This is a genomic window from Vibrio sp. CCUG 15886 (genome assembly GCF_028570825.1).
Taxonomy (GTDB): domain Bacteria; phylum Pseudomonadota; class Gammaproteobacteria; order Enterobacterales; family Vibrionaceae; genus Vibrio; species Vibrio vulnificus_B.
On sequence record NZ_JAQQBT010000001.1, the window covers coordinates 196,690 to 219,945 of the forward strand.

Annotated in this window: 17 protein-coding genes; 13 read left to right on the forward strand and 4 right to left on the reverse strand. The window is 44.9% G+C overall.

Translation table 11 applies throughout. From position 1 onward, the window contains the following. Window positions 1–12: 12 nt before the first annotated feature. Entirely contained in the window at window positions 13–1,137 is a 1,125-nt protein-coding gene (locus tag PQQ36_RS00900; RefSeq protein ID WP_172666047.1) for a fatty acid desaturase, read from the reverse strand. A gap of 169 nt (window positions 1,138–1,306) precedes the next feature. Between PQQ36_RS00900 and PQQ36_RS00905 the strand changes: the two genes are divergently transcribed. Continuing rightward, on the forward strand, window positions 1,307–1,855 hold the full coding sequence (locus tag PQQ36_RS00905) for a GNAT family N-acetyltransferase (RefSeq protein ID WP_011081058.1): 549 nt from the start codon (window positions 1,307–1,309) through the stop codon (window positions 1,853–1,855). 91 nt (window positions 1,856–1,946) lie between these two features. Here PQQ36_RS00905 and ylqF read toward each other — a convergent pair whose 3' ends face one another. Both ylqF and PQQ36_RS00915 read right to left on the reverse strand, forming a co-directional pair. Next, window positions 1,947–2,891, reverse strand: a complete 945-nt coding sequence (gene ylqF / locus PQQ36_RS00910; protein ID WP_011081059.1) for a ribosome biogenesis GTPase YlqF — start codon at window positions 2,889–2,891, stop codon at window positions 1,947–1,949. 260 nt (window positions 2,892–3,151) lie between these two features. After that, window positions 3,152–4,711, reverse strand: coding sequence for a methyl-accepting chemotaxis protein (locus PQQ36_RS00915; protein WP_017790768.1), 1,560 nt, complete (start codon window positions 4,709–4,711; stop codon window positions 3,152–3,154). Window positions 4,712–4,917: 206 nt separating this feature from the next. On the opposite strand from PQQ36_RS00915, the gene PQQ36_RS00920 reads away from it, so the two are divergent. The 10 genes from PQQ36_RS00920 to PQQ36_RS00965 all read left to right on the forward strand — a co-directional run bounded on the left by PQQ36_RS00920 (window position 4,918) and on the right by PQQ36_RS00965 (window position 21,558). Then, a complete protein-coding gene (locus PQQ36_RS00920; protein ID WP_017790769.1) occupies window positions 4,918–5,838 on the forward strand; it encodes a protoglobin domain-containing protein in 921 nt (306 codons plus the stop codon). A 2-nt stretch (window positions 5,839–5,840) separates the two neighbouring features. Continuing rightward, window positions 5,841–6,194 (forward strand): STAS domain-containing protein, encoded by a 354-nt coding sequence (locus tag PQQ36_RS00925; RefSeq protein WP_080721517.1) that lies wholly within the window; start codon window positions 5,841–5,843, stop codon window positions 6,192–6,194. Between the two features lie 25 nt (window positions 6,195–6,219). Further along, window positions 6,220–6,630 carry an anti-sigma regulatory factor gene (locus PQQ36_RS00930; RefSeq protein ID WP_011151940.1) on the forward strand — a complete coding sequence of 137 codons (411 nt, stop codon included), beginning with the start codon at window positions 6,220–6,222 and terminating at the stop codon, window positions 6,628–6,630. Window positions 6,631–6,632: 2 nt separating this feature from the next. Continuing rightward, complete coding sequence (locus PQQ36_RS00935) at window positions 6,633–7,217, forward strand: SpoIIE family protein phosphatase (RefSeq protein ID WP_017790771.1); 585 nt, start codon at window positions 6,633–6,635, stop codon at window positions 7,215–7,217. Then, window positions 7,210–10,428: a hybrid sensor histidine kinase/response regulator gene (locus PQQ36_RS00940; protein WP_225463490.1), complete on the forward strand. Its 3,219-nt coding sequence runs from the start codon at window positions 7,210–7,212 to the stop codon at window positions 10,426–10,428. Before PQQ36_RS00935 ends, PQQ36_RS00940 begins: the two co-directional genes overlap by 8 nt. After that, a complete protein-coding gene (locus tag PQQ36_RS00945; protein ID WP_011081066.1) occupies window positions 10,412–11,548 on the forward strand; it encodes a response regulator in 1,137 nt (378 codons plus the stop codon). Before PQQ36_RS00940 ends, PQQ36_RS00945 begins: the two co-directional genes overlap by 17 nt. Before the next feature lie 146 nt (window positions 11,549–11,694). Beyond that, window positions 11,695–12,828 carry an exonuclease SbcCD subunit D gene (locus PQQ36_RS00950; protein WP_273660239.1) on the forward strand — a complete coding sequence of 378 codons (1,134 nt, stop codon included), beginning with the start codon at window positions 11,695–11,697 and terminating at the stop codon, window positions 12,826–12,828. Window positions 12,829–12,836: 8 nt separating this feature from the next. Continuing rightward, window positions 12,837–15,902 carry an AAA family ATPase gene (locus tag PQQ36_RS00955; RefSeq protein ID WP_017790775.1) on the forward strand — a complete coding sequence of 1,022 codons (3,066 nt, stop codon included), beginning with the start codon at window positions 12,837–12,839 and terminating at the stop codon, window positions 15,900–15,902. 423 nt (window positions 15,903–16,325) lie between these two features. After that, entirely contained in the window at window positions 16,326–20,186 is a 3,861-nt protein-coding gene (locus PQQ36_RS00960) for a M6 family metalloprotease domain-containing protein (RefSeq protein ID WP_273660240.1), read from the forward strand. Between the two features lie 520 nt (window positions 20,187–20,706). Further along, on the forward strand, window positions 20,707–21,558 hold the full coding sequence (locus PQQ36_RS00965; protein ID WP_015727729.1) for a LysR family transcriptional regulator: 852 nt from the start codon (window positions 20,707–20,709) through the stop codon (window positions 21,556–21,558). Between the two features lie 3 nt (window positions 21,559–21,561). On the opposite strand, the gene PQQ36_RS00970 is transcribed toward PQQ36_RS00965, so the two are convergent. Continuing rightward, window positions 21,562–22,014 carry an A24 family peptidase gene (locus PQQ36_RS00970; RefSeq protein ID WP_225454091.1) on the reverse strand — a complete coding sequence of 151 codons (453 nt, stop codon included), beginning with the start codon at window positions 22,012–22,014 and terminating at the stop codon, window positions 21,562–21,564. Window positions 22,015–22,201: 187 nt separating this feature from the next. Here PQQ36_RS00970 and PQQ36_RS00975 point away from each other — a divergent pair, with 187 nt between their 5' ends. Both PQQ36_RS00975 and PQQ36_RS00980 read left to right on the forward strand, forming a co-directional pair. After that, window positions 22,202–22,417, forward strand: a complete 216-nt coding sequence (locus PQQ36_RS00975) for a Flp family type IVb pilin (RefSeq protein ID WP_015727731.1) — start codon at window positions 22,202–22,204, stop codon at window positions 22,415–22,417. 18 nt (window positions 22,418–22,435) lie between these two features. Continuing rightward, window positions 22,436–23,254, forward strand: coding sequence for a hypothetical protein (locus PQQ36_RS00980; protein WP_017790779.1), 819 nt, complete (start codon window positions 22,436–22,438; stop codon window positions 23,252–23,254). Window positions 23,255–23,256 lie beyond the last annotated feature (2 nt).

Consider the following 23,256-nt stretch of genomic DNA (forward strand, 5'->3'; position numbering starts at 1 on the left):
AATATTTAGGAGCTAAGCATAATGCGCAGTGAGCGCGTGCCAGCGTTTATAACGGCTTAACAAGTCTTCTTTGGCTTGTTGATAGCGTATTTTTACTAACGCCACCTCATATTTCTTCAAAGCAGTCTGTTTTTTACACTCTAGAAGCTGTTTCTTTGCATCGTAGTAATCTTTCATCGTGGCAACTAGGCCATCGAATTCCAATTGCAATTGCTGTTTGAGTGACTCTTGTTCACCACGCTGAGCAAGTTGGTTGAGCGCGTTTTTTAGCCGTGTGGCGGCTCTGGCTTTGTCGATTTTCATTTGTGGAGTGAGGCGCAAGTTGCGGGTTAGACCTAACCATGAACAGCTTTTGATCAACCATTTTGTTGGGTCGTACTGCCACCAATAAATCCCGTTGCGATAGTCGTTTTCAAAGATATGGTGAAAATTATGGTATCCCTCACCAAAGGTTAAAACGGCTAAGAACCCATTGTCTCTTGCACTGTTTTTGTCGGTAAAGGTCTGCTTCCCCCAAATATGGGCTAAGGAATTAATAAAGAACGTCGAATGATGACTCAGCGTTAAACGTAGTGCACCGACCACAAGTAGCATGCCGATGATGTCCTGATAATACCAACCAAGTAGCAAAGGGATGCCCAGGTTTGTCGCTATTGCTAGTGGCACATAGTATTTGTGCTGCCACATAATGACGGGATCTTTTTGGAGGTCGCGACAGTTAGTGTAATCGTTGTAGGTTGATTGATTGTAGTCTCGTAGCATCCAGCCAATATGAGAAAACCAGAAGCCGCGGCTCGCGGAGTAGGGATCTTTATCGTGGTGATCAACAAACTTGTGGTGCATACGATGATCTGAAGACCAATGCAAGGCGCTGTTTTGTAGAGAGAAAGCACCGCCGATGGCAAAGACAACACGGAGCAAAGGATGCGCTTCGTAAGTCTTATGGCTCCACAAACGATGGTAGCCAGCAGTAATGGAAAGGTTGGTGAAGCTAAAAGTGACGAGTAACCAGATGAGGTGCTCAAAACCAAACCCTTCCTTGATACCGTACCAAGGTGTGACCACAAGGGCGAGTACTAATGACGTAACAAAGATGACAATGTTGAGCCATATGAATGGCGGTTTCTGTTGTTGCAAGATAGACCTCAAATATTTAAGCGAACAGTTGTACGCTAGAATATCAGCGAACAGGTGTAAGTCAAACTAAATGGCAAAATATGTGAACGGAATGTTTCCCTTTACTGGTGGGAAGAGTGTAGTATTAACTCTTTATGAAAAGACTATTTGTAGCGATAAGGACTTAAAAATGGATTTTAAAGTAGCGAATTATTGCGATTTTGAACGGATTTCCCAACTTCACGCAAACAGCCTCAAGTCACACTATGGCGGTATCTTGAGTGAGCAGTACCTGACTCACGAGGTCTCAGCCGAGAAACTGCTGCTATGGCAAACTCGATTAACAAACCCTCCCTTTAGTCAGCACATCGTTTTGGCCGAAGAAGGAGGTCTGTTGCTAGGCTTTATTTGTGCTTTCGGTAACCATGACTTTGAGTTGGGTACCTTCATTGATTCACTCTACGTCGATGACGCGTTTCAAAACCGAGGAATTGGCAGCAAGTTATTAAAAGAAATTGCGCAGTGGCAGCAACATTACTTTAGTGATCGTGGCCTTTATTTACAGGTGAGTGAATCCAACACCGAGGCGATTGAGTTTTACCTGCATATTGGCGGCAGGGTGGCTGAGAGTCGTCAGCGCGAAGATCTGTCAGGGGAAATCGTGGTAGAAAAGGTGATGACTTGGCAAAACGCGCAAGCACTATTGGATGGGCTTGAACTGGCACTCGTTCACGGTTGAAGCCAGCCAGTAAAATGTTGCATTTTTCAGTTCAGTAAAAAGGGATGCCGTTGGGGCATCCCTTCCGTTTATTCACACTTATTAACGCTCATTAACGTTTGTTACGTAGGTAACGTTTACGACGCTCTTCTTTGTTCTTTGCCTTTTCTTCCGCACGGCGCGCAGCTTCGAGTTCCACTTCCACCAATTCTTCCGTGATCATCTCTGGGCGTTCTAGGGTAATTTGTCCTAGAGTGCCACTACGAAGCTCATGCAGCAGGATTTCACTGGCCTTGTGAAGGTCAACACGACCCCCAGAACGCAATGCCCCACGGCGTTGACCAATCTCTTCCATCAATTCAACATCAGTTTCTGGCAGTTCTTCGATCTGGTAGCGCTCTTTCAGCTTCTCTGGGTAGTGCTTTGCGAGGTACTCGACGGTGTAAAATGCTACTTCGTCATATTCCATCGCAGTATCTTTCACCGCGCCAGTAGCGGCTAAACGAAAACCACTATGAGGGTTTTCCACTTTTGGCCAAAGAATCCCAGGGGTATCTGATAACACAATGCCGTTTTGCAAGTTGATACGCTGTTGTCGGCGAGTCACCGCTGGTTGGTTACCCGTTTGTGCAATCGCACGGCCGGCCAAAGTGTTGATGATGGTGGATTTACCCACGTTTGGGATGCCCATGATCATGGTGCGAATGTTTTTGCCGACTTCTTCACGATGAGGAGCTAGCTTACGGCATAGCTCAAGAATTTTATGCACTTCTTGAGTCTGTGACGTGGTGATCGCCATCGCTTTTACATTCTGTTCTTTTTCAAGATGTTCAATCCAAAGTTCTGTTAGCTCAGGATCGGCTAAATCGCGCTTGTTCAGTACTTTAACGACGGGTTTTTCACCGCGGATTTTAGAAATAAGAGGGTTTTCGCTACTAAAAGGAATACGTGCATCTAGCACTTCAATAATGACATCTATCTGCGGAATCGCTTCTGCAATCTCTTTTTGGGCTTTATGCATGTGGCCCGGAAACCATTGAATTGAATTGTTAACCATTTGAATAAATTGCCCTTTGTGTTTCTTTGTCTGTCTGAAAACATACCGCATTTGGCTAAAAAGCTGTGATAGCAACTTCAGCTAAGGTGTGTACAGACGGCTTTGGCGCGATCTTATCACTTCCAACCTCCGATGGCGAAGATAAGATTCCTTATTCACAACAAGCCAATCTCTCGGTATCACGGCCCAAATAAAAACGCACCACGGGGTTTGGCTGCCCGTTGTGCGTTTTATTACTTATCGTTTATCGGTTGAACACATCAAATGCGTCTAAATTGAGAAACCAGCTTACCTTGGCTATCTAGGGATTTCACCAACGCGTTACATTGGTGACAGGTGTCACTTGAGAGCACGTTGGTGGCCGAGCAAGCATCACTGATGGATTGCACGCTAGAGCTCATGTCTTCCGTGACTCGAGCCATCTCTTCAACTGCTGTAGCAATTTGGTTGTTTCGGTCAGAAATGTCCGTTACTTGGTCGAGAAGTATTTGCAGTTTTTGCCCAGAGGCGTCGGCTGAAGAGACACATTGTTCAGCCAAGTGTGTCCCTTCACTCATGGAAGAGACCGCTTTTTGAGTGCTGCTTTGGATCAATCCAATCACTTTCTGAATTTCTTCGGTAGATTCATGGCTTCGCTGCGCAAGCTTTCTCACTTCGTCGGCGACGACCGCAAAGCCTCGCCCTTGTTCACCAGCTCGAGCGGCTTCGATGGCCGCATTCAAGGCGAGTAGGTTGGTTTGCTCAGCCACACCTTGAATGATGATCAGCACATCACCAATGGTTTTGCCGTGTTGCGCGAGTTGGCTCACCACGTCTGAAGTTTCATCCAATTGTCCTGCCAGTAGTTTTATCGCCTTGACAGTGTCTTGCACGGTGATCATCCCTTCACTCGCGGCGGAGTGAGCTTGATCTGTCGCATCAGAGGCACTTTGCGCGTTTTGCGCGATCTCATTGGCGGTGGAGTGCATTTCGGTAATGGCAGCAGCCACTTGTTCTGTCTCGTGGGTTTGACCTTTGAGGTTGTGCGAAGCTTTGTCACTGTTTGAAGATGAATTTCTTGCAGAGTCAATCAGTTGCTGATTGGAGTCCTGAATACGTCCCACCACCGCATTGAGCTCAGACTGGCGCATCTTAAGTGCCAATTTTATCTCGGAAATATCGTCTACATTCTTGTTGTATACCAGTTCCATCAATGGGTTATCGAACACTTTACGCGCTTCTGCTGAAAGCGATTCTAATCGACGGGTGGAGCTGTAGCTGATCGCCACAGACAGTAAGAGAAGTGACCAAATACCTAAGCCGGGAAGCGCGGTATTGAACGCCAAGCTTAAGAGAGTCGCGCCAAAAAACAGTATTGATTGCCTTTGCCATAGTCGAGTGCGAGGAAGCTTGAGTTGAATCGGCGTCTTGCCAGCACGAATTTGTGCGTATAGCCGAGTGGCATTTTCGACATTTTCTCGGCTTGGACACAACCGAACAGATTGATATTCGATAACTTTACCAGTGCTGTCTTTAATTGGTGAGGCAAACGCATCAACCCAATAATGGTCGCCATTTTTACAACGGTTTTTGACCATTCCCATCCAAGATTTGCCCGCTTTCAAATGTTCCCATAAATCTTTAAACGCTTCGGGTGGCATGTCAGGGTGTCGCACGATGTTGTGTGGCTGCCCCATCAACTCCTCTAACGTATAACCAGCGACATCACAAAACTCTTTGCTCGCATACGTGATATGACTGGAAGGAGAGGTAACAGAGAGAAGGTTGTAGTGAGGAGGGTAAGTCACCTCTTTCTGCGTCACGGGTTGATTGATTCGCATAAATTGCCTCTTGATTCATATCCCTGAATGAAAAAATAAGCCACGACTTTTACTTTAGCTTTAACTTAAATAACAATCATTATTATTGCTCTTTTATAAGGTTTAGTTCAGTTTGGAAAAAGTACAAACCTTCATATTACCCATGGCTTTTATTGGCATTGGTCTATTATTGAAAAATACTGCATACAAAAGGTGGAGAAGCCGATATGTCACTGGGAAGTGTATTAAATAAAGTCGAAGATGCAGATGAACTTCTGAAACTTCATGATCTTACTGAAGCGGATTTAGCGCTGATTCGTAAATTTGGTCAAATAATGGTGCCCAAACTCGATGAGTACGTTAAGCACTTTTACGATTGGCTCAGAAACACCCCTGAATATGAGCACTATTTCGGTGATGCGCAAAAGCTACAACGAGTTCAAGATTCGCAAGTTCGCTACTGGAAGACCTTCTTTGATGCCAGGATAGATTCGGCCTACCTCAAGGAAAGACGGGATGTTGGAGAGATTCATGCCCGTGTCGGCTTACCCTTGCCAACTTATTTTGCCGGTATGAACATCTCGATGGTGATATTTACCAAAAGAATGTACGACGGCAGTTTATACAGTGATGAATACAGCTCATTGGTGACGGCATTTACCAAATTGTTGCATTTGGATACCACTATAGTAGTAGATACCTATTCGCGTTTAATTAATAAACGCATTTCTGAACAGAGCGAAGCGTTATTAGCGATGTCGACACCGGTGACGATGATTTGGCAGGATATTTTGATGTTGCCAATCGTCGGCATTATCGATTCAAAACGCGCCCAAGATATTATGTCCGCAGTACTTAATAAGATTTCGGAGAATAGAGCCAAAATTTTTATTATGGATATTTCTGGTGTTGCGGTCGTCGATACGGCGGTAGCCAACCACTTTATTAAAATCACGAAAGCAACAAAATTAATGGGTTGCGATTGTCTGGTCTCGGGTGTTTCACCTTCTATCGCGCGTACTATGGTCCAACTGGGTATCAATGTTGGTGAGGTTCGTACCAATGCCACCTTGCGAGATGCGCTCGAAAATGCATTCAAAATTGTTGGGCTGACCGTGAGCGGTTTGAAACACTTTCCTCATGAGTAGTGATGACGATGCAAAGTGCAATTTCGATTTCCAAACTACAAGATGTGTTGATCGCGTCTGTTCAAGTTGATCTCACCGAAAGTACGCTGAGAGATTTCAGCCTTGATCTTTTAGATGCGGTGAAATCGACCAGAGCAAAAGGGGTCATGATAGAGCTATCGGGAGTAAAAACGCTGGATGGAGACAGTATGCACCGCCTACTCGATGTCGTGAAAACCGTTGAAGTGATGGGGCGTCGCTGCTTACTCGTTGGACTTCGACCGGGGGTTGTGATTGGCCTTATGGACATCGGTATTGATCTTGCCTCAACTCTGTGTGTCGCCGATTTAGAGCAGGGGTTTCTTTATTTGGAATGATGATGGCTAGTTATGGAAACGCAATATGGTAGAAGTGGTCAGAAGCCTACAAACCTATTACATCGCATCAGAAACCGACGTGATGAGTGCGGTAATGGGATGTTACAACGTAGCGCGTGAATTGGGCTTTGACGAAGGCCAAGTCAGTGAAATCTCCACCTCGGTATCAGAGTTAGCAATGAACGTAGTGAAGTACGCAGAGTTTGGTCGGGTAGAGCTTTCTGAATTGACAAACGGCAAGGCAATTGGTCTGAGAGTGACCGTACGAGATAAAGGGCCGGGGATACGCAACATTGAAGATGCGCTCAGTGACCACTACAGCACAGGGCACTCATTAGGGCTTGGTTTGCCAGGAGTGAAACGCATGATGGATAGCTTTGAATTGACAACTGAGTTAGAGAAAGGCACCACGATTGTTGCTGAGAAGTGGGTGTGACGATGGGATTTGACTTTGTTACTGTCAATGATCCTTGCAGCGGCGAATATGTCTCTGGCGATGGGGCTGTTATCCACGAATTTGAGCATGGGCTTTTGGTCGTCATTATTGATGTTCTAGGTCATGGTGAAAAAGCAGCGAAAACCGCAAGGGCAATGGAGTCATACATCAAAGAGATCTGCTCCAGTGACATTGTGTGGTTGATGGAAAAAGTGCACGAACATTTTTTAACTTCTCAAGGTGCGGCAATGACAATGGTTTACTTCGACCGGTTAACGCACCAGCTCAAAGGGGTCGCGATTGGCAACACCTTGTTACGCCGTTGCGGAGAAGAGTGGCAATCGTATCATGCACAACCAGGAGTGGTCGGAGAATTGTTGCCAACACTAAAACCATTTCACGATGTTTTTAAAGATGGTGATACGTTTCTCTTTACCACCGATGGCATCAAGGAAAACATCGATCCAGAATCCTGCCGAAGCTTTCAATACCATTCCCTTGGTTCGTTTACGCATTTCTTAACCACCAATTTTGGTAAGTCCTACGATGATTCAACGGTAATTGCAGTTAGGTACTACTATGACTGAATCGATCTCTCTAACCTTGACCAATAATGAAAGTAGCCGTTTTTTGATTCGGCAGCGATTACTATCCATCCTGCAAGCCTTTGGCTATGATGCTTGTCGGTGTGACATTCATATGTTACGTCTCGGTGAGTTTGTGCGTATTACGCTCGCAGATATTCAACGTTTTACTTTGAGCTTTGAGCTAGATGACGACAGCTTGAAAGTCATTCTTGCCAGCTCAGAGCTCGATCCGCAAGCTTGTTCATTCCCTGCTTGTGTTCATACATTTCAACGTGAGAAGGCCATCGGCGTCTCCATTCCCTCATTAATTCCACTGTCTGATGAGATCCTAAACCAACTGACACAGTTTTTGGCGAAGCCGAGCCGCGATGAGTTGATGTCGGAATTGAAAGCGAAAAACCAAGAATTAGCTGTGCATCAAGCCGGGCTAGAGAAAGAAATTGAGCTGCGTACCGCAGACCTTAAAGCCAGCGAAGAGCTGTCGCGCACGATTATTGATGGCGCACCGTCAAGCGTCGCTATTGTGGATGAATCCCTGTCTATTTCACTGTGGAACAGTACCGCGCAAAATGTTTATGGTTACAGCAGCGAAGAGGCGACAGGAGAGAACATTTTAACGTTGCTCAATATGAGTTTGCCTGATGCACTTTCGCATGTGCTTTCTGCCCCTTTGGCATTGCAAAATCAGCCTGACGTTGAGGGCGGGTTCTTCGAAGTGGAAACGACAACGAAAGAAGGGCACATGGTGCCGATCGATTTGGGGGTCTCCATCTTTGAGCTCAATGGGGCGTGCCATGCTGCACTGTTTCTGCGCGATGTCACCTCTAGAAAGGCGGTGGAAAAAGAACTCAATGACGCCAAAGCGAAAGCGGAAGAGGCGGTTGAAGTGAAATCGATGTTCTTGGCCAACATGAGCCATGAAATACGCACACCGATGAACGCCATCATCGGAATGTCACACTTAGCGTTAAAAACCGATCTTACCCCCAAGCAGCATGATTATGTCTCCAAAATTCACAGTTCAGCGACGCTCTTACTTGGCATCATCAATGACATTCTCGACTTCAGCAAAATTGAAGCGGGTAAGCTAAGCATCGAAACAACGGAATTCTATCTCGACGACGTGTTTCATAACGTTTCGATGGTGACAGGACAGAAAGCATTTGAGAAAGGGTTAGAACTGATCTTTGACTTACCACGGGAGACGCCCCGATGTTTGCTCGGCGATCCGCTGCGTTTGGGGCAAATCATCATCAACTTAGTCAACAACTCGGTTAAGTTTACCGAGAAAGGTGAAATCACAGTCTCTGTACATCACATTAGAAATGTTGAAGATTTGGTGGAACTTGAATTTCGTATTTCGGATACCGGCATCGGTATGACGGACAAACAGATGAAAAGCCTCTTTACTGCCTTTACTCAAGCCGATGGCAGTACCACGCGAAAATATGGTGGGACGGGCTTAGGCCTTTCAATTTGCCGCCGACTGGTCGAGCTAATGGGCGGGCAAATTCGAGTCGAAAGTGAAGCGGGCAAAGGCAGCCACTTCATTTTCAACGTACTGGTGAAAGCCGATCCAGCCAACAGCTCGGCACCAAGCATTGTGCCTCAGTCTCTGGAAAAAATACGCATTCTTGTGGTGGATGATAACGAGCATGCACTTGAAATTATGCAAGAGATGCTCAGTACTTTGCCCGGCAAAGTGGCGCTTGCCAACTCAGGTCAACAAGCGGTGGATTGCATACGGAAAGCATCGGAACAGCGTGAAAAGTTTGATTTGATTTTTATGGATTGGAACATGCCAGAAATGGACGGCATAGAAACCAGCCGTTTGATTCGAGAATCCTTCGCCAGCGAGTATCAACCGCAAATCGTTATTGTGACGGCCTATGACAAAGAAGACGTACTGGACGCAACCAATGATCTCGATATCGCGGGTTTTCTCTCTAAACCGGTGGGGCAATCTTACCTTTTTGATCTGCTGGTTGAGTTGTTTGGTCGTGATAGAAATCCAACCACGCAGATTCGTAAGAAAGAGCTGCCCACTCATGACAGCAAAAATGATCTCAAAGGGCTGAAAGTTCTGCTCACTGAAGACAATGAAATCAATCAACAGATTGCTGTTGAGCTGATGGAAGGCAATGGTTTGCTGGTCACTGTGGCCAATAATGGCCAAGAAGCACTCGATCATTTAGAAGCCATGGCAAAAGGTGAGTCTCACTTTGATATCATTTTCATGGACTTACAAATGCCCGTTATGGATGGTTATGAAGCTAGCCATCGAATTCGCGCTAACTCAAGTTACGATACCATTCCTCTTATCGCGATGACGGCCCACGCCATGGTAGAAGAGCGCGAACGTTGTTTAAACTTAGGGATGAATGATCATATTTCAAAACCGATTGACCCTGAGATATTGTTCAACACCATTCGGAAATGGTGTCCACGAACGCTAAACGAAAAAGATGAGTCGCCAGTCGATGCCGAACAATCGCAAACTCAGCAGCTTGATTCATCCATCGAATCTGCTGCCACGCCTAAGTCGACAGAGAGAGCGGCAGCAGAGAAGCGGACACTAGAGACGTTGGAATCACTCGATTACAAGAATGGACTACTCAGAGTAGCGGGTAATCAAACGCTTTATCGCCGGCTCTTGTCACAGCTCATGGATAAAGAGATCTCGGCACCAGAAAGGCTCACCATTGCGCTGGATAAGCAAGACACTGAGCAAGCCATTATCATTGCTCACTCACTGAAAGGTTCGGCCTCCAATTTAGGCGCGATTCGATTGTCGGATATTGCTTCACGCTTGGAAATGGCGATACAGCATGGCAAAGAAAGAGCGGAGATCGATAAGCTGAACAAGGAACTGGATGGATATCTAGAGCACTTTTTTCAGGATCTGGCGTTGGCATTAGGCAGACCCAAGCCAAGTAGCGATAAGCGACTGGAATTAAAAGATGAAGAGCTGATGATTATCCACACCCTAGATAGCCTGCTGGACAGTTTAGACGCTTATGCGATCGAGTTTCTTGACGAGCACTACGTGCTACTCAATACTTTACTAAAGTCTGAGGATTTTGAAGCGTGCTGCCGTTGCGTGAATGACTGTGATTTTGAGTCAGCGAGTAAATCACTGAGAAAGGCCGTGAGCATCTATCCTTTAGATCTTGGGAAGCTTTCGGGAGAGAAAAATGGAAGGGAATCGTGACACCGTGTTGGTGGTGGATGATAACTCTGAAAATCGTTCTCTACTTAACGGGTTGCTCAGCTCAACCTATCGAGTATTGATTGCCACCAATGGTATGCAGGCGATTTCTGCGTGCCAGTCTCACCTGCCTGATATTGTTCTTCTCGACATCATGATGCCAGAGATGGATGGCTATGAAGTGTGTCTTCAACTCAAAGCCGATCCCAGAACAGCGCACATTCCAATTATCTTTCTGACCGCAAAATCACAGATTGAAGATGAGCAAAAAGGTTTCGACGTCGGAGCGGTGGATTACATCTTAAAACCGATCAGCCCGCCAATTTTAATGTCTCGCGTTCGGAATCACCTTAAACTCAAACACGCGATGGAGGAGCTGGCGCAGCAAAATACTGTTCTGGAAGACAAAGTGAAGGCCAGAACTCATGAGCTGGAATCCTTGCAAGATGCCACCATTGGTGCGATGGCCTCTTTGGCAGAAACGCGTGACAATGAAACCGGCAATCACATTCGTCGGACTCAGCACTATATTCGTTTGTTGGGCGAGCAACTGATTCGAGAAGGGCTGTTTTTAGACCAACTCAACGAGAGCACGTTGGATGTATTGTATAAGTCTGCCCCTTTGCATGATATCGGCAAAGTCGGCATCCCTGATGAGGTATTGCTCAAACCCGGCAAGCTCACGGACGAGGAGTTTGAGATCATGAAAAGCCATACCGAGCTTGGTAAACTCGTGATCGAAACCGTGGAAGAGTCGATTGATTTTCAATGTGATTTCTTAATGTACGCCAAAGAAATTGCCTATTCTCACCAAGAAAAGTGGGATGGTTCTGGCTATCCACAGAAAATCAAAGGGGAGGCGATTCCGCTGAGTGCCCGTATGATGGCGATTGCCGACGTGTATGATGCGCTGATTTCTCATCGTGTCTACAAACCTGCATTTAGCCATGAAAAAGCGGTATCGATCATTTCAGAGGGCAAAGGAAGCCATTTTGACCCACGAATCGTTGATTCGTTTATGAACATTCATGAGCAATTTAGAGATGTCGCGGCAAGATTTAGCGATGACGAGCATCACCACCAAAACGCCGCTGAAATTACCCAGAAAACCAGTGCCAGATAACGTGAGTTTGTCAAAAGGAACTCATTGAATGTGATGGGTTTTGCTACTTATTTGCGCCTTGAGCAGCCATAGAATCTGCACGGTTTTGTGCTATCATGGCCAACAATATTCCACACTCTTCTCTCATTTGTTGGCAGTGACAATTCATGAAGTTCATCCATACCTCAGATTGGCATCTCGGACGCCAGTTTCACAACGTTTCACTCCTTGATGATCAACGCGTCGTGCTCGACCAGTTAGTCAATTATATTCGAAAGCATCCCGTTGATGCCGTTGTTGTTGCTGGCGATATTTTTGATCGCTCGGTGCCGCCTACTGCCGCCATCGAATTGCTCGGCAAAACGATTGATGAAATTTGTGGTGAGCTTGATACACCGATGATCCTGATTCCAGGCAACCATGATGGTGCTGCGCGTTTGGGCTTTGGTGCTTCGCAAATGAAACCCTCAGGGCTGCATATCATTAGCCAGTTCTCACAAATGATCGAACCGGTTGTGCTTAAAAGTGAGAGGGCGGGCGATGTGGCATTTTATGGCATGCCTTACAGCGATCCTGAACAAGTGCGTGACGCATTTGGCGTGCCGGTGAGCAATTATGATGAGGCGCATCGCGTCTTGGTTGATGAAATTCGCCATCATTTTGACCCCAAACTGCGTCAGGTGTTACTGAGCCACTGTTTTGTCGACGGGGCGCAGAGCAGTGAGTCGGAGCGTCCACTTTCCATCGGTGGATCTGACCGCGTTAGCTATGAGCATTTTTCCATTTTTGATTACGTCGCCTTAGGGCACCTGCACCAACCACAAAAGCGAGTGGAAGAACACATTCGTTATAGTGGTTCATTGATGAAATACAGTTTTTCTGAGCAGTTCCAGAAAAAAGGATTCACGTTAGTGGAGTTGGATGAAAACGGTTTTGTCTGCGCAGAACACATTGCGCTCGATGCCCCTCATGACATGCGGGTGATTGAGGGCGAAATGAACGATATTCTCGAACAAGGTAAGCAAGATCCCAATTATCAGGACTATTTGCTTGTTCGCTTGCACGACAAACATGCCATTTTAAACCCGATGGAAAAGTTACGAGCGGTCTATCCCAATGTTCTTCATTTAGAAAAACCAGGGATGTTAATGAACGTAGAGCAAGGTTTATCGCAAGCTAAGTTGGCTCGTAGTGAAGTTGACATGTTTCGTGATTTCTTTGCACAAGCGCAGGACAACCCATTGAGCGAAACGCAAGATGCCGCGATTTGCCAACTCATTCAACAATTGACCAAGTCTTAGGAATCGCGATGAAACCACTCAAACTTACCATGCAGGCGTTTGGTCCATTTGCTGAACGTGAAGTTATTGATTTTACCCAACTGGGTGACAACCCACTGTTTCTAATTAATGGGCCCACAGGTTCGGGAAAAACCTCTATCTTGGATGCGATCTGTTTTGCCCTTTATGGCGAAACCACAGGCAATGAGCGCCAAGGTATGCAGATGCGTTCAGATTTGGCCTCTATCCATCTAGCCACGGAAGTGACTTTAGAGTTTCTGCTACACGGACAACGCTATAAGGTAATTCGCCTGCCTGAGCAAGAGGCGGCAAAAGCGCGCGGTGAAGGCACCACCACCAAAAAACACACTGCCGCGCTTTATCTTTGCCAAGATGACGAAGAGCTGATCACCAGCAAAACGGCTGAAGTAAAAACGCGAGTGACGGAATTGATTGGCTTAAACGAAACGCAGTTTCGCCAAGTCATGGTGTTGCCACAGGGGAAATTCCGTGATTTGCTGCTGGCGAGTTCCAAAGAGCGTGAAGAGATTTTTGGCCAACTGTTCCAAACCGAAATTTACAAACGCATTGAATGGGCGCTAAAAGACAAAGCCAATGCGATTAGTAAAGCCAAAGAAGAGTTTGATAACCAAATTCGTGGGGCGCTAGAGGTGGCGGATGTCAGTGATGAGCAGGCGCTCAAAGAGGCGTTTGTAGACAAAAAAACGCAACTGACGCAGTGGCAAGAGACAGAGAAACACGCTCTCGAGCGTTACAATTCGGCCAAGCAATCCCTTTCCACGGCCAAAGCTCTGGTCGAGGATTTTAATAAACTGGCTTTGGCCAAAGCGAATTTAGATGCCCATTTGGCGAAAAATGATCAAATGCATCAGTTGGCGCAAAAGCTGGAACAAGCACGACAAGCTCAGCAGCTTGACGCACCGTATCGCCAGTGGAAAAACGCACTCAATGATGTTCATGCTCAGCAAGGCAAAATTGACGAGCTTAACGTATCGTTAAGCATACTGTTGTTGCAGTGCAATGAGCTGGAACAACATTGTTTGCAGGCGCAGAAAAATGCCGAGCAAATTCCTCAGTTACAACAGCGAACGTATGAATTAGAGACGGTTAAAAGCAAGCTGGTGGAAAAAGCCCAGTTTGAACAAGAGATCATTCGTCTTGAAGAAGACGTACAGAAATTTGCTCATCAATTAAAGCGCGTGCAAGAACATAAAGTCGTGATGCAGCAGGAGCTGACGTCTGCCGTTGATGCGTTTGAAAAGGCAAAGCTGCAAGCGGCAGAGATTCCGCGACTTGAAGCGCGAGAGAGTGAGCTAAAGCGTCAGATCAGTGACTATGAGCAATACCAGAACCTTAATAAAGTCCTTCAGAATTTGCTCACGCAAACTGAACAAAAAGAGCAGTTACATCAGCAAGCCAAGCAGCATTGGCTCAATGCCCAACAGTCCGCGGATAACATTGAGTTGAGTTGGCATAATGGCCAAGCCGCTATTTTGGCTCAACGCCTTCATCAAGGGGAAGCTTGCCCGGTTTGTGGTAGCCTTGAGCACCCGCAAAAAGCGCAGTTTATTGGTGAGCCTGTGCATAAACAACAAGTAGAACAGGCCCGTGAGCAGGAAAAAACCGCGCTCGCCCAGCTCAATCAACATCACCAAGAGTTGGAGCTGCACCTTGCACAAGTTAAGCAACAGCAGAAAGCGATTGAGGAAAAAGCAACACAACTCGGTGAGCTGCTTAAGAGTCCGTTAGAAACCTTACAGGCGCAAGCACTTGAAATCCGTCACACGCTCAAACAGCTGCAAGGGGTGGATCTCACTCAGCAAGAAAGCCATGTTAAACAACTGACCGAGCGCTGTGCGAAAGGCGAGGAGATGGAAAAAGAACTCGCTCAGCAACATATTTCTAGCAGCGCAACGTTGAAAGAAAAAACGCAACAGTTGGCGAAGTTCAGCCAACAAATTGCCGCGCAGTTTAGCCAGGTTGCCCAAGTTGAGCAGGAAATCGCGCAGATCAAGCAACAAACGGCGACTTTACAAACGGCAAAAGAGACGAGCCAAAAGCGTTTTGATGAGAGTCAACAAACGCTTGCCGCGCGTCAAAGTGAAGTTAAGGCACACAGTGAGATGTTGCTGCAGACTCAGCAGCGCAGTGAGCAAAACCAAGCTGCATGGTTGGAGGCGTTGTCTGCATCGTCATTTGACGATGAACCGCACTATTTGGCGTTGCGTGTCGAGCCAGAACAGATCGAACAATGGAAACGTGAGATTGAGCAACATCAACAGCAGGCGACACGTTTAGAGCAGAGTTATCACGACCTTAAAGAGCGTTTGAAAGATCTGCAAGTGCCCGAGCTTGAGCAATTAGAGCTGTTGGTGACAACGACAGAACAGCAGTATCAACAGAACAAAAATGAGTTGGATGCGGTGCGTTCACTGGTGGCGAAGCTTGAGACCGTGCAAGCGAAGATCGCTGAACTGCACACGCATAATCATCGCCTTGAAGAAGAGTACAAGGTCTTTGGTACACTCTACGATGTGGCGAGCGGCAAAACAGGCAGTCGTATTAGCTTACACCGTTTTGTGTTAGGGGTGTTGCTGGATGATGTGCTGATTCAGGCTTCGCATCGTTTGGCGCTAATGAGTAAAGGCCGCTACCAGTTAACGCGAAAAACCGAAGGCTTTAAGGGCACGGCGGGTCGTGGGCTCGATCTGATTGTGGAAGACAGCTACACCGGAAAATCGCGTGATGTCGCCACACTCTCCGGTGGTGAATCTTTCATGGCGGCACTTTCCCTCGCTCTTGGCTTATCGGATGTTGTCCAGTCATACAGCGGTGGTATTCGTTTAGAGACTTTGTTTATTGATGAAGGCTTTGGCAGCTTGGATCCTGAATCGCTTGATCTTGCGATTCAAACCTTGGTGGAGCTGCAGCAAACAGGCCGGATGATCGGGGTGATTTCCCATGTGTCAGAGTTGAAAGAGCAGATGCAACAGCGGATTGACGTGATACCGTCGCGAGTGGGCTCTTCGATTCGCCTTAAGTCCGCTTTTGCCGCTAATGCCTCAACAAGTTGAGGTGGTAAGTGGGTGATAGCACATAGCCAGACGATCCGTTTGGGAGAAATGTGCAGAGCAAATATTGCAGTATAAACAGACAAAATCGCCTCGTGAGTTGAGACCAACGATCGAGGCGATTTATTTTCCCCATAACTTTCTTTTATCGACTTATAAATTTAAGTCGATAATCAGTACTTCATTTTTATTGTCAGCATCAATTTTGGGTAGGCTTCTGATTTATTTACCTTCTTAATTTTCTAAGCTTATTGTCCGGACGCTATATTGTTCATTATCCTATTGATCTTTATTGCATTTTCATTTGATTGTCATAAAGGGGTGAAAGTATAACTTTAATTTATATTATGAATCCAAATGCTAATTGGTAATTAATTGGTCTGGTTGATATTTTGCCTCTATTATTGTCAATAATAAGGCGGGATAATGTCTTTAAAAATAAAAAAAGCGAAAATCGGAATCGCTATATCAAGTTTGCTCTCCTCCATCTCACTTAATGCGACTACTTTGCCGTCTCCGGATTGGCATGAGTTTACCATGAGTGATGGATCGGTACGTGAAATGCGTTTAATGGGGAATCAAGCGTTAGCGTGGTACCAAGACCGTGAAGGCACCATTTATCTCTATCAAGGCGATACTTGGTACTACGGTAAATACGCAGAATTTGATGGTGAGGGTAGAGTGGTTTCAACCGATGTTGTTGTTACTCAAGCTTCGCAAAGTCCAGCGGCATCTAATTCATCACTTCACCCAGTAAAACCAGCTCGAATTAGCTTTGATGAAGGGTATTCATCAGACATCAACACAACGGAGCACCATGCTGTTGCTTTACGAATCCGTCAAGCAGATCAACCTGTTACTCAACCTTTGCTTGTGGTTCAAGTCAGCTTTAATGATGAAGTGATGGTCAATGACTTTACTAACCGAATTTTTGGTCAGGATGGGCAAAGCGTTAGAGATTACTTTCTCAAAAACAGTTACAACAAGTACGTTGTTACTCCTGCGCGAGAAACGCAAGGTACTGCGAATGATGGGGTGATTAACATTTCATTAGATATGGCGCATCCTGATTGTCACTCCAAAGAGGACAATACTTGTACCACTAGACAACGTGCCATTTTTACGGCGGCTTATGCCGAGCTTGATCAGTATATTGATTTGTCCACTTACGACAGCAATGGTGATGGTTTTATCAAGCCTTCAGAACTCTCAGTGATGTTCGTGTTTGCGGGTTACGATGCTGCCGCTGGCGGTAATCGTCGACCTTACATTTGGCCTCATAAGTTTGCCCATAACAATGAAACCATCGATGGTGTCACCATCAATGCGTATTGCTTGTTTGCTGATTTTCAAGGCGACCACCAGTCAACAATGGGCGTTATTGCTCACGAACTCGGTCATTTGATGTTGGGTCTTCCAGATTTGTATTCTTATGAGCATGATGGTTCGATAGGCCATTGGGGTTTGATGGGCGGTGGTTCATGGGGCCGCAAACCTGGCGACCTTTATTCTGGCGACACGCCGGTCAATATGACAGCATGGAGCAAAGAAGCATCAGGCTTCTTGGAGCCAGATGTTTTAAACAGTAACCAAAGCTATACCGTCAACACCTCGCAAGGTGAAAGCGTCATCTATCTTGATCCTTACCTACAGAAAATGGGGCCAAGACTCTACTTGCAAAACCGCCGAAAAGTCGACTACGACAGAGCATTGCAAGGAGAAGGCCTGTTGGCGACCTCTGTGGTGATTGACAACAAGTTCAACAGTACTGGTCCAATGCAGGTGCAAATATTCCAAGCGGACGGGCTAGATGAACTAAACGCAGGAGGCTGGAGTGACAATGGTGATGTTTTCCCAGGCAGCAGTAATGTCACCTTACTTTCTGATGACTCAACGCCTTCCTTAAGGTTGAACACGGCTGGGCGCAATACCGGCATCACTATCAGTGACATTGTCAGTACGAATCAGCATTCAACGTTGACACTGCAATTGCCGGATCAGCGTGGCAAACATGCATGGATGACCTCATTTGCACGTCAATATACGCAATATGATCGCCGAATTAATGCACTCGGCTTTGCGGTGGATGTACATTTTGAAAACACCTCATTAGATGGCATCCATTTTTATGCGCAGAAAAGTGATCAGACACAGCCTATGGAATATAAGGTGACCAAATACCCTTATCAAACCAACTGGCGTGGAGATGTGACCTTTAAGGCGGAAGATGGCGTTGAAATTGCTCGTGGGCAACTGAATTCCGATGGTGGACGGGCGATGTTCCCACAACCATTCGCACTGACACAAGAGCGTCACCTCATTGTGGTTGAGCTAACCAATGCAATTCCCGAATTTTCAACTTCTTATTACGACGCTTATCTCAGCGATGGCATTCGCAAAGAGCAGTTCTACGCCGACAATACCACGTTACAAGGTGGCCGGATGAACAGCTCGCGAGGTCGAAACTTCCCGTTTGCAGCTCTACTACAAACCCAAGTTAACCCGCTTCCTCAAGCTCTGGACGATCAATTCCAAGTTACCCAGGGCCAGAGTGTACAGCTCAACTTAATGAACAATGATACCAACTTAATGCCTGGCCACAGTTTTCAGGTTGAGCTCATGACTCAGCCAAGCAAAGGCACCGTGAACGGAAAAGAGTATCAAGCTGATTTAGGAGCTGAAGGCGTTGATGAGTTCCAATATCGTTTGCGCGACAGTGAAGGAAACGCAAGTAACACAGCAAAAGTATCTGTTACTGTACTGGCGATTAACAAACCCCCGGTGATTTCGGCCAAAGTGGTTAATGACGTCGTGTACGTTGGAGGACTCGTTGAGCTGAGCGTTGACAAAGTGGAGGACGAAGATTCCAAAGCGTTTAGTTACCAATGGCAGCAGATTTCTGGTCCAAAAGTGACGCTACGCAATGGCCAACAGAAAACCAGCAGTTTTGTGGTTCCTGAAGGTGTGACAGCGAGTGATGTCATGCAGTTCAAGCTCACTGTGACTGATGATGCCCAAAATGAAGTCAGCCAAAACGTGGAAGTGAAGGTGAATAACCATCAGCCTGAAGCGCAAAATGATCACGGGCAAATAAAAGCAGGGGAAGTAAAACGCTTTAGAGTGTTGGACAACGATATTGAGAAAGATGGCGAGACGCTCACTTTAACTCGTATCGTCTCTCAGCAAGGGCTGGGTAAAGCGAGCCTTTCAGGAAATGAAATTGAATTCAGTGCACCAGCGACTTTCGGCAGTGAAACAAGCACAACGGTGACGTATGAGATCAAAGACCCTCAAGGACTGATGTCTCAAGCAACACTGATCATTCAGTTTGTTAAACCGAAGACTTTAGTGGTCGACAACATCACACTTGAGGGACGTGAAGATGAAAGTGTTATCCTCAATTTGCAGCAATTAGCAGGCAAAGGTGGAGAGGTTAAGATTATTGAACTGCCGAAAAATGGACTGATTCACAATGGCCAATATGTACCTCAAGCGAACTTTGCTGGCAAAGATAGTTTCACGTTCCAAGTGACGAATGCCGAGGGGACGACCTCAAATATTGCCACGGTTTCAATCAATATTCTGCCGGTCAACGACTTACACACTTTTAGTGTTAACGCCTCTAAGTTGCAAGTCAGTGCGGACGAGCGTATTGAACTGTCGGTTGTGCAATTAAAAGACATTGATTCCAGCAACCACCAGTTCAATTGGAAACAAGTCTCTGGGCGCAAAGCGACAATACTTAATGCGGATAAGTCGGTTGCAATCGTTGTGATTCCTTCTCAATCCGTTGGCAATGAAAAGCTTGTGTTCAGTGCAACGGTTCGTGACGAACAAGGAGAGGCGGTTACTCATAGTTTGACATTAACGGTACATGCCACGACGCCTAGTGTGAAGCAGGGCAAACTTAAGCTCAAGTTTGGTAACTCACTGAATGTGAAGCCTCTTGAATCTGAATACAAAGGGAAGTTCCAACTGCGTATTACGCGCCCAGCAGAACATGGTGAAGTGCAAATTGTGAATCAGGAATTGATTTATCAAGCTCCGTCTCAAACAGCATTAACCATGATCGACAGATTCAACTATGAAGTTCTTTTTGATAACGGAGAGAGCAAGCAGGGATGGTTTGAAATAGAGTTGTCACCAACCAGCACGATTTCTGGTCAAAATGATGATTCAGACAACCCACCAACAGGAGATTCAGGTGGTGAAGATGCGGGTTCTCTAGGCTTTGGATCGGCATGGCTAATGGCATTCGTTTTACTGTGGCGTAGAAGAAATAGCTAGGAAACCAGACATTCGGCAGTTTCCATTACCAGCAAAAGAAGAGGTGTTTCACCTCTTCTTTATTGTTTGTTCGAAATGAAATCAACTGTAAACTTCGGTGATAATGCATTGAAATCCTTATTGTTTGCCGCGAAATATCTTGAATATCCCATTCATGAGAAAAATTCCGCTGTCAAGTTTATTTAAGGTATGACGTGCCAACTATCAGGATGAAGTTTTGTATGTGACCGTTGTCACATATTCGTCAGTCAGTTTACATAAAGATTAATTCACAGTTCGAATAAATGCCTCATGATGATAATACTGCTCTGCCTATATGGGTTCTGGCTTGAGGAGAATTTTATTTACAATTTTATTACAAAGGAAAATACATCATATAAGCTGTGTTTATAGTTGCATAAACAATAGTTTTTTGTAACTCGCGTAGCGTATTGATATTTTTGTCTTGATTTTAAAAATCAGAAATACCAAGTACACAAAAAAACCATAAAACTGGGTAACATCAAGGTAGATAGCTGTCATGAAAACCGTTCATAGAATGATCGACGTAAAATATCTTCGGACATTTTCACAGGTTGCAAAACACAAAAGCTTTACAGCTGCAGCCGAGTCACTATTTATGACTCAGCCCGCTGTGTCGCAGCATATCAAAAAGATCGAAAATACAATTGGGGCTAGTATTTTTGTTAGAAAAGAGGGATTTGGGCTTACGAAACACGGTAAGGTGTTATTAGAATATGCGGATCAAACAATGTCCATGTATGAAAAGCTATTCAAAGATTTAGAAAAAGTGGATACGAGAGAGCAATATAACATTGCGATTGCAGATTCGTTCTGTCCTATTCTCGTAGAAAAAGTCGTGAGCGAATTTCGTGCACTGAATAATACAGACTTAGCGATCACCAGTTTTAGTACAACGTCTACGATCGATATCGCTAACTTCGATGTAATATTTAGCCTCAATCGATTGAGCTCTGAAAATGGTAATTCTTATCAGTTAAGATCATCAAGTTATGTAATTAGTCACACAGCATGTATAGACTTATATGAGTGCTATCCGTTCCGAGTGGTTTATTGCAACTCCTTGTCGAAAACCTTGGTTCAAGAATTACTGAAAGAGAACAAAATCGATACGCGGTTTGTCTCAAGTTGGGTAAGCACGAGTTCTGCAAGACTGATGAACAAAGAGTTGGAAAACCATGGCACCATCATGGTTTGTCCAGATTGGTCAGTTAGAGAGCCTAACTACAAGAAGATTCCTACTAGCCAACAGGTCAATATGAATGTGTGGTTTAGCGAAGGGATGTCTGATGAGTTAGACAAAATTGGCTTAAAGGCGAAACTCAACGATCTTTTTGAACAGCATCATTAACAGCTATCTGAGGACCAACAAGCTTAATAGCATAAACAAACAGCATGATGCAGAAATAGGTATTCCGTAAGGGATGCCTATTTTTTTTATCTCCTTTTTGGCAATCAAGCAATACACATAAACACCTATTACAGTGATTCCACCAAACAAGCCTATATAGCAAATGGCTTCAATTGCATAGTCTGGTTTTACGCCCACCATCATCACTGGAAAGTATTTTGCATCACCACCGCCCCAAAATCCTAACAGCCACAATATAAAACTGAATGCAAAGCATAAGGTTGCAATTAACAAAGAGTGTAATAAATAACCATTTAGAAAAGCGAAAATAAAACAACAAAGAAAAGCAAAAACAACGGTGTGGTTCGATATGACGCGAGATTTGGCATCAGTAAATGATGCGTAGAGTGCTGTAAAAAATATTAATGTTATGGCGAGTGGCATAAATGTTTCCAAAAATAAATCCTATTTTATATTAGTTTGCACTTTCTTAGTAACTATTATATTTATAGCGTCATAATGCTTTTTTATCATAACTTTGTATTATGGATATATAAAACTTATTCATTGGCGTTTGTTATTCCATTAGTTTAATTTGTCTTCACCCCATAACGACACATTTTAAAGTTAATAAGAGGATAGTATGTTTAACAAAGTTATGACAAAAGCGATTGAGTGGAAACTGAAACTTGAAAACGATGTTCGCGGTGTTACCGCAGTAGAATACGCGATTATTGCAGTGGCAATGTCTGCAATTATTTTGTTTGTCTTTAAGGATGGCACTCTCAAAGACACTATTAATAATGCAATGGAAGCTGTTAAAACAAAAATGGAAAGCGCGCAAACTGTTAAATCGTAACATTTTCATACTCATAAAATGGAGGGTAACCTCCATTTATTTCACTTAATAAAGCCAAAAATAATGAATAGAGCCGTTATCATTCTCTTCCTTTCCCTTGCAATATTCAGCACGCTGTTTTTTCTTATGGGTGATATGTTTGAAACTGAAGAAGTTGTCGCAGAAGAACCTGTAGTAGAACCCACCGTAGTCTTGCTTGAGTTGACTCAAGGTATTGAAAAGTCTGGGATTGTGTCTAAGTCTGTGTACAAGGAAGTTGAAGTTAAGCTATCTGAAGCGCACAGCAACCGATACACACTAAAGAACGAACTGAATATCCAGCCGGGAGCGCTTTTTAACCGCCCTTTACTCAAAGGAACCATATTGTCAAACGATGTTATCAGTAACCCTGGTGATCGTGATTATATGTTCTTGTCTCTAAAAAAAGATGAAGTGCCATATTATTACGAGCCAGAGAGATCTAGCATCATCGAAAATATAACCTTGCAACCTGGCGACAGTGTCAGTTTTGTTTCCACTACATCATCAAAGTCTAATTTATTAGAAACCGGATACCAAGATATCGGTGATCTTGTCAGCAAAATCATTATTAGTGATGCAAAAGTTATTCAAGTCATAAAGTCAGAAAAAGACGACAAAGAGTCTGGAGCCGAAAAATCACCAAATAGCCTCGTGATTGCTTTGAAAGTTCCGCAGGTATTGAAACTGGAAATGGCACAAAAGATTGGTGATATCAGTATTGTTCCTTCCAGCGTAGCCAAACGTTACCTATCGATTCGCAGTAGCGATATTTTGGAAGATCAATTTGGCGTTAGAGAATTACGTGGTAAGGAATAAAA

Excerpts from the sequence above, each read along its gene's own strand:
- PQQ36_RS00945 (WP_011081066.1), top strand. The coding sequence starts at position 10,412 with ATGGAAGGGAATCGTGACACCGTGTTGGTGGTGGATGATAACTCTGAA.
- PQQ36_RS00960 (WP_273660240.1), top strand. The coding sequence starts at position 16,326 with ATGTCTTTAAAAATAAAAAAAGCGAAAATCGGAATCGCTATATCAAGT.
- PQQ36_RS00920 (WP_017790769.1), top strand. The coding sequence starts at position 4,918 with ATGTCACTGGGAAGTGTATTAAATAAAGTCGAAGATGCAGATGAACTT.
- PQQ36_RS00975 (WP_015727731.1), top strand. The coding sequence starts at position 22,202 with ATGTTTAACAAAGTTATGACAAAAGCGATTGAGTGGAAACTGAAACTT.
- PQQ36_RS00980 (WP_017790779.1), top strand. The coding sequence starts at position 22,436 with ATGGAGGGTAACCTCCATTTATTTCACTTAATAAAGCCAAAAATAATG.
- PQQ36_RS00905 (WP_011081058.1), top strand. The coding sequence starts at position 1,307 with ATGGATTTTAAAGTAGCGAATTATTGCGATTTTGAACGGATTTCCCAA.
- PQQ36_RS00950 (WP_273660239.1), top strand. The coding sequence starts at position 11,695 with ATGAAGTTCATCCATACCTCAGATTGGCATCTCGGACGCCAGTTTCAC.
- PQQ36_RS00925 (WP_080721517.1), top strand. The coding sequence starts at position 5,841 with ATGACGATGCAAAGTGCAATTTCGATTTCCAAACTACAAGATGTGTTG.
- PQQ36_RS00915 (WP_017790768.1), bottom strand. The coding sequence starts at position 4,711 with ATGCGAATCAATCAACCCGTGACGCAGAAAGAGGTGACTTACCCTCCT.
- PQQ36_RS00965 (WP_015727729.1), top strand. The coding sequence starts at position 20,707 with ATGAAAACCGTTCATAGAATGATCGACGTAAAATATCTTCGGACATTT.
- PQQ36_RS00955 (WP_017790775.1), top strand. The coding sequence starts at position 12,837 with ATGAAACCACTCAAACTTACCATGCAGGCGTTTGGTCCATTTGCTGAA.
- PQQ36_RS00935 (WP_017790771.1), top strand. The coding sequence starts at position 6,633 with ATGGGATTTGACTTTGTTACTGTCAATGATCCTTGCAGCGGCGAATAT.
- ylqF (WP_011081059.1), bottom strand. The coding sequence starts at position 2,891 with ATGGTTAACAATTCAATTCAATGGTTTCCGGGCCACATGCATAAAGCC.
- PQQ36_RS00940 (WP_225463490.1), top strand. The coding sequence starts at position 7,210 with ATGACTGAATCGATCTCTCTAACCTTGACCAATAATGAAAGTAGCCGT.
- PQQ36_RS00930 (WP_011151940.1), top strand. The coding sequence starts at position 6,220 with ATGGTAGAAGTGGTCAGAAGCCTACAAACCTATTACATCGCATCAGAA.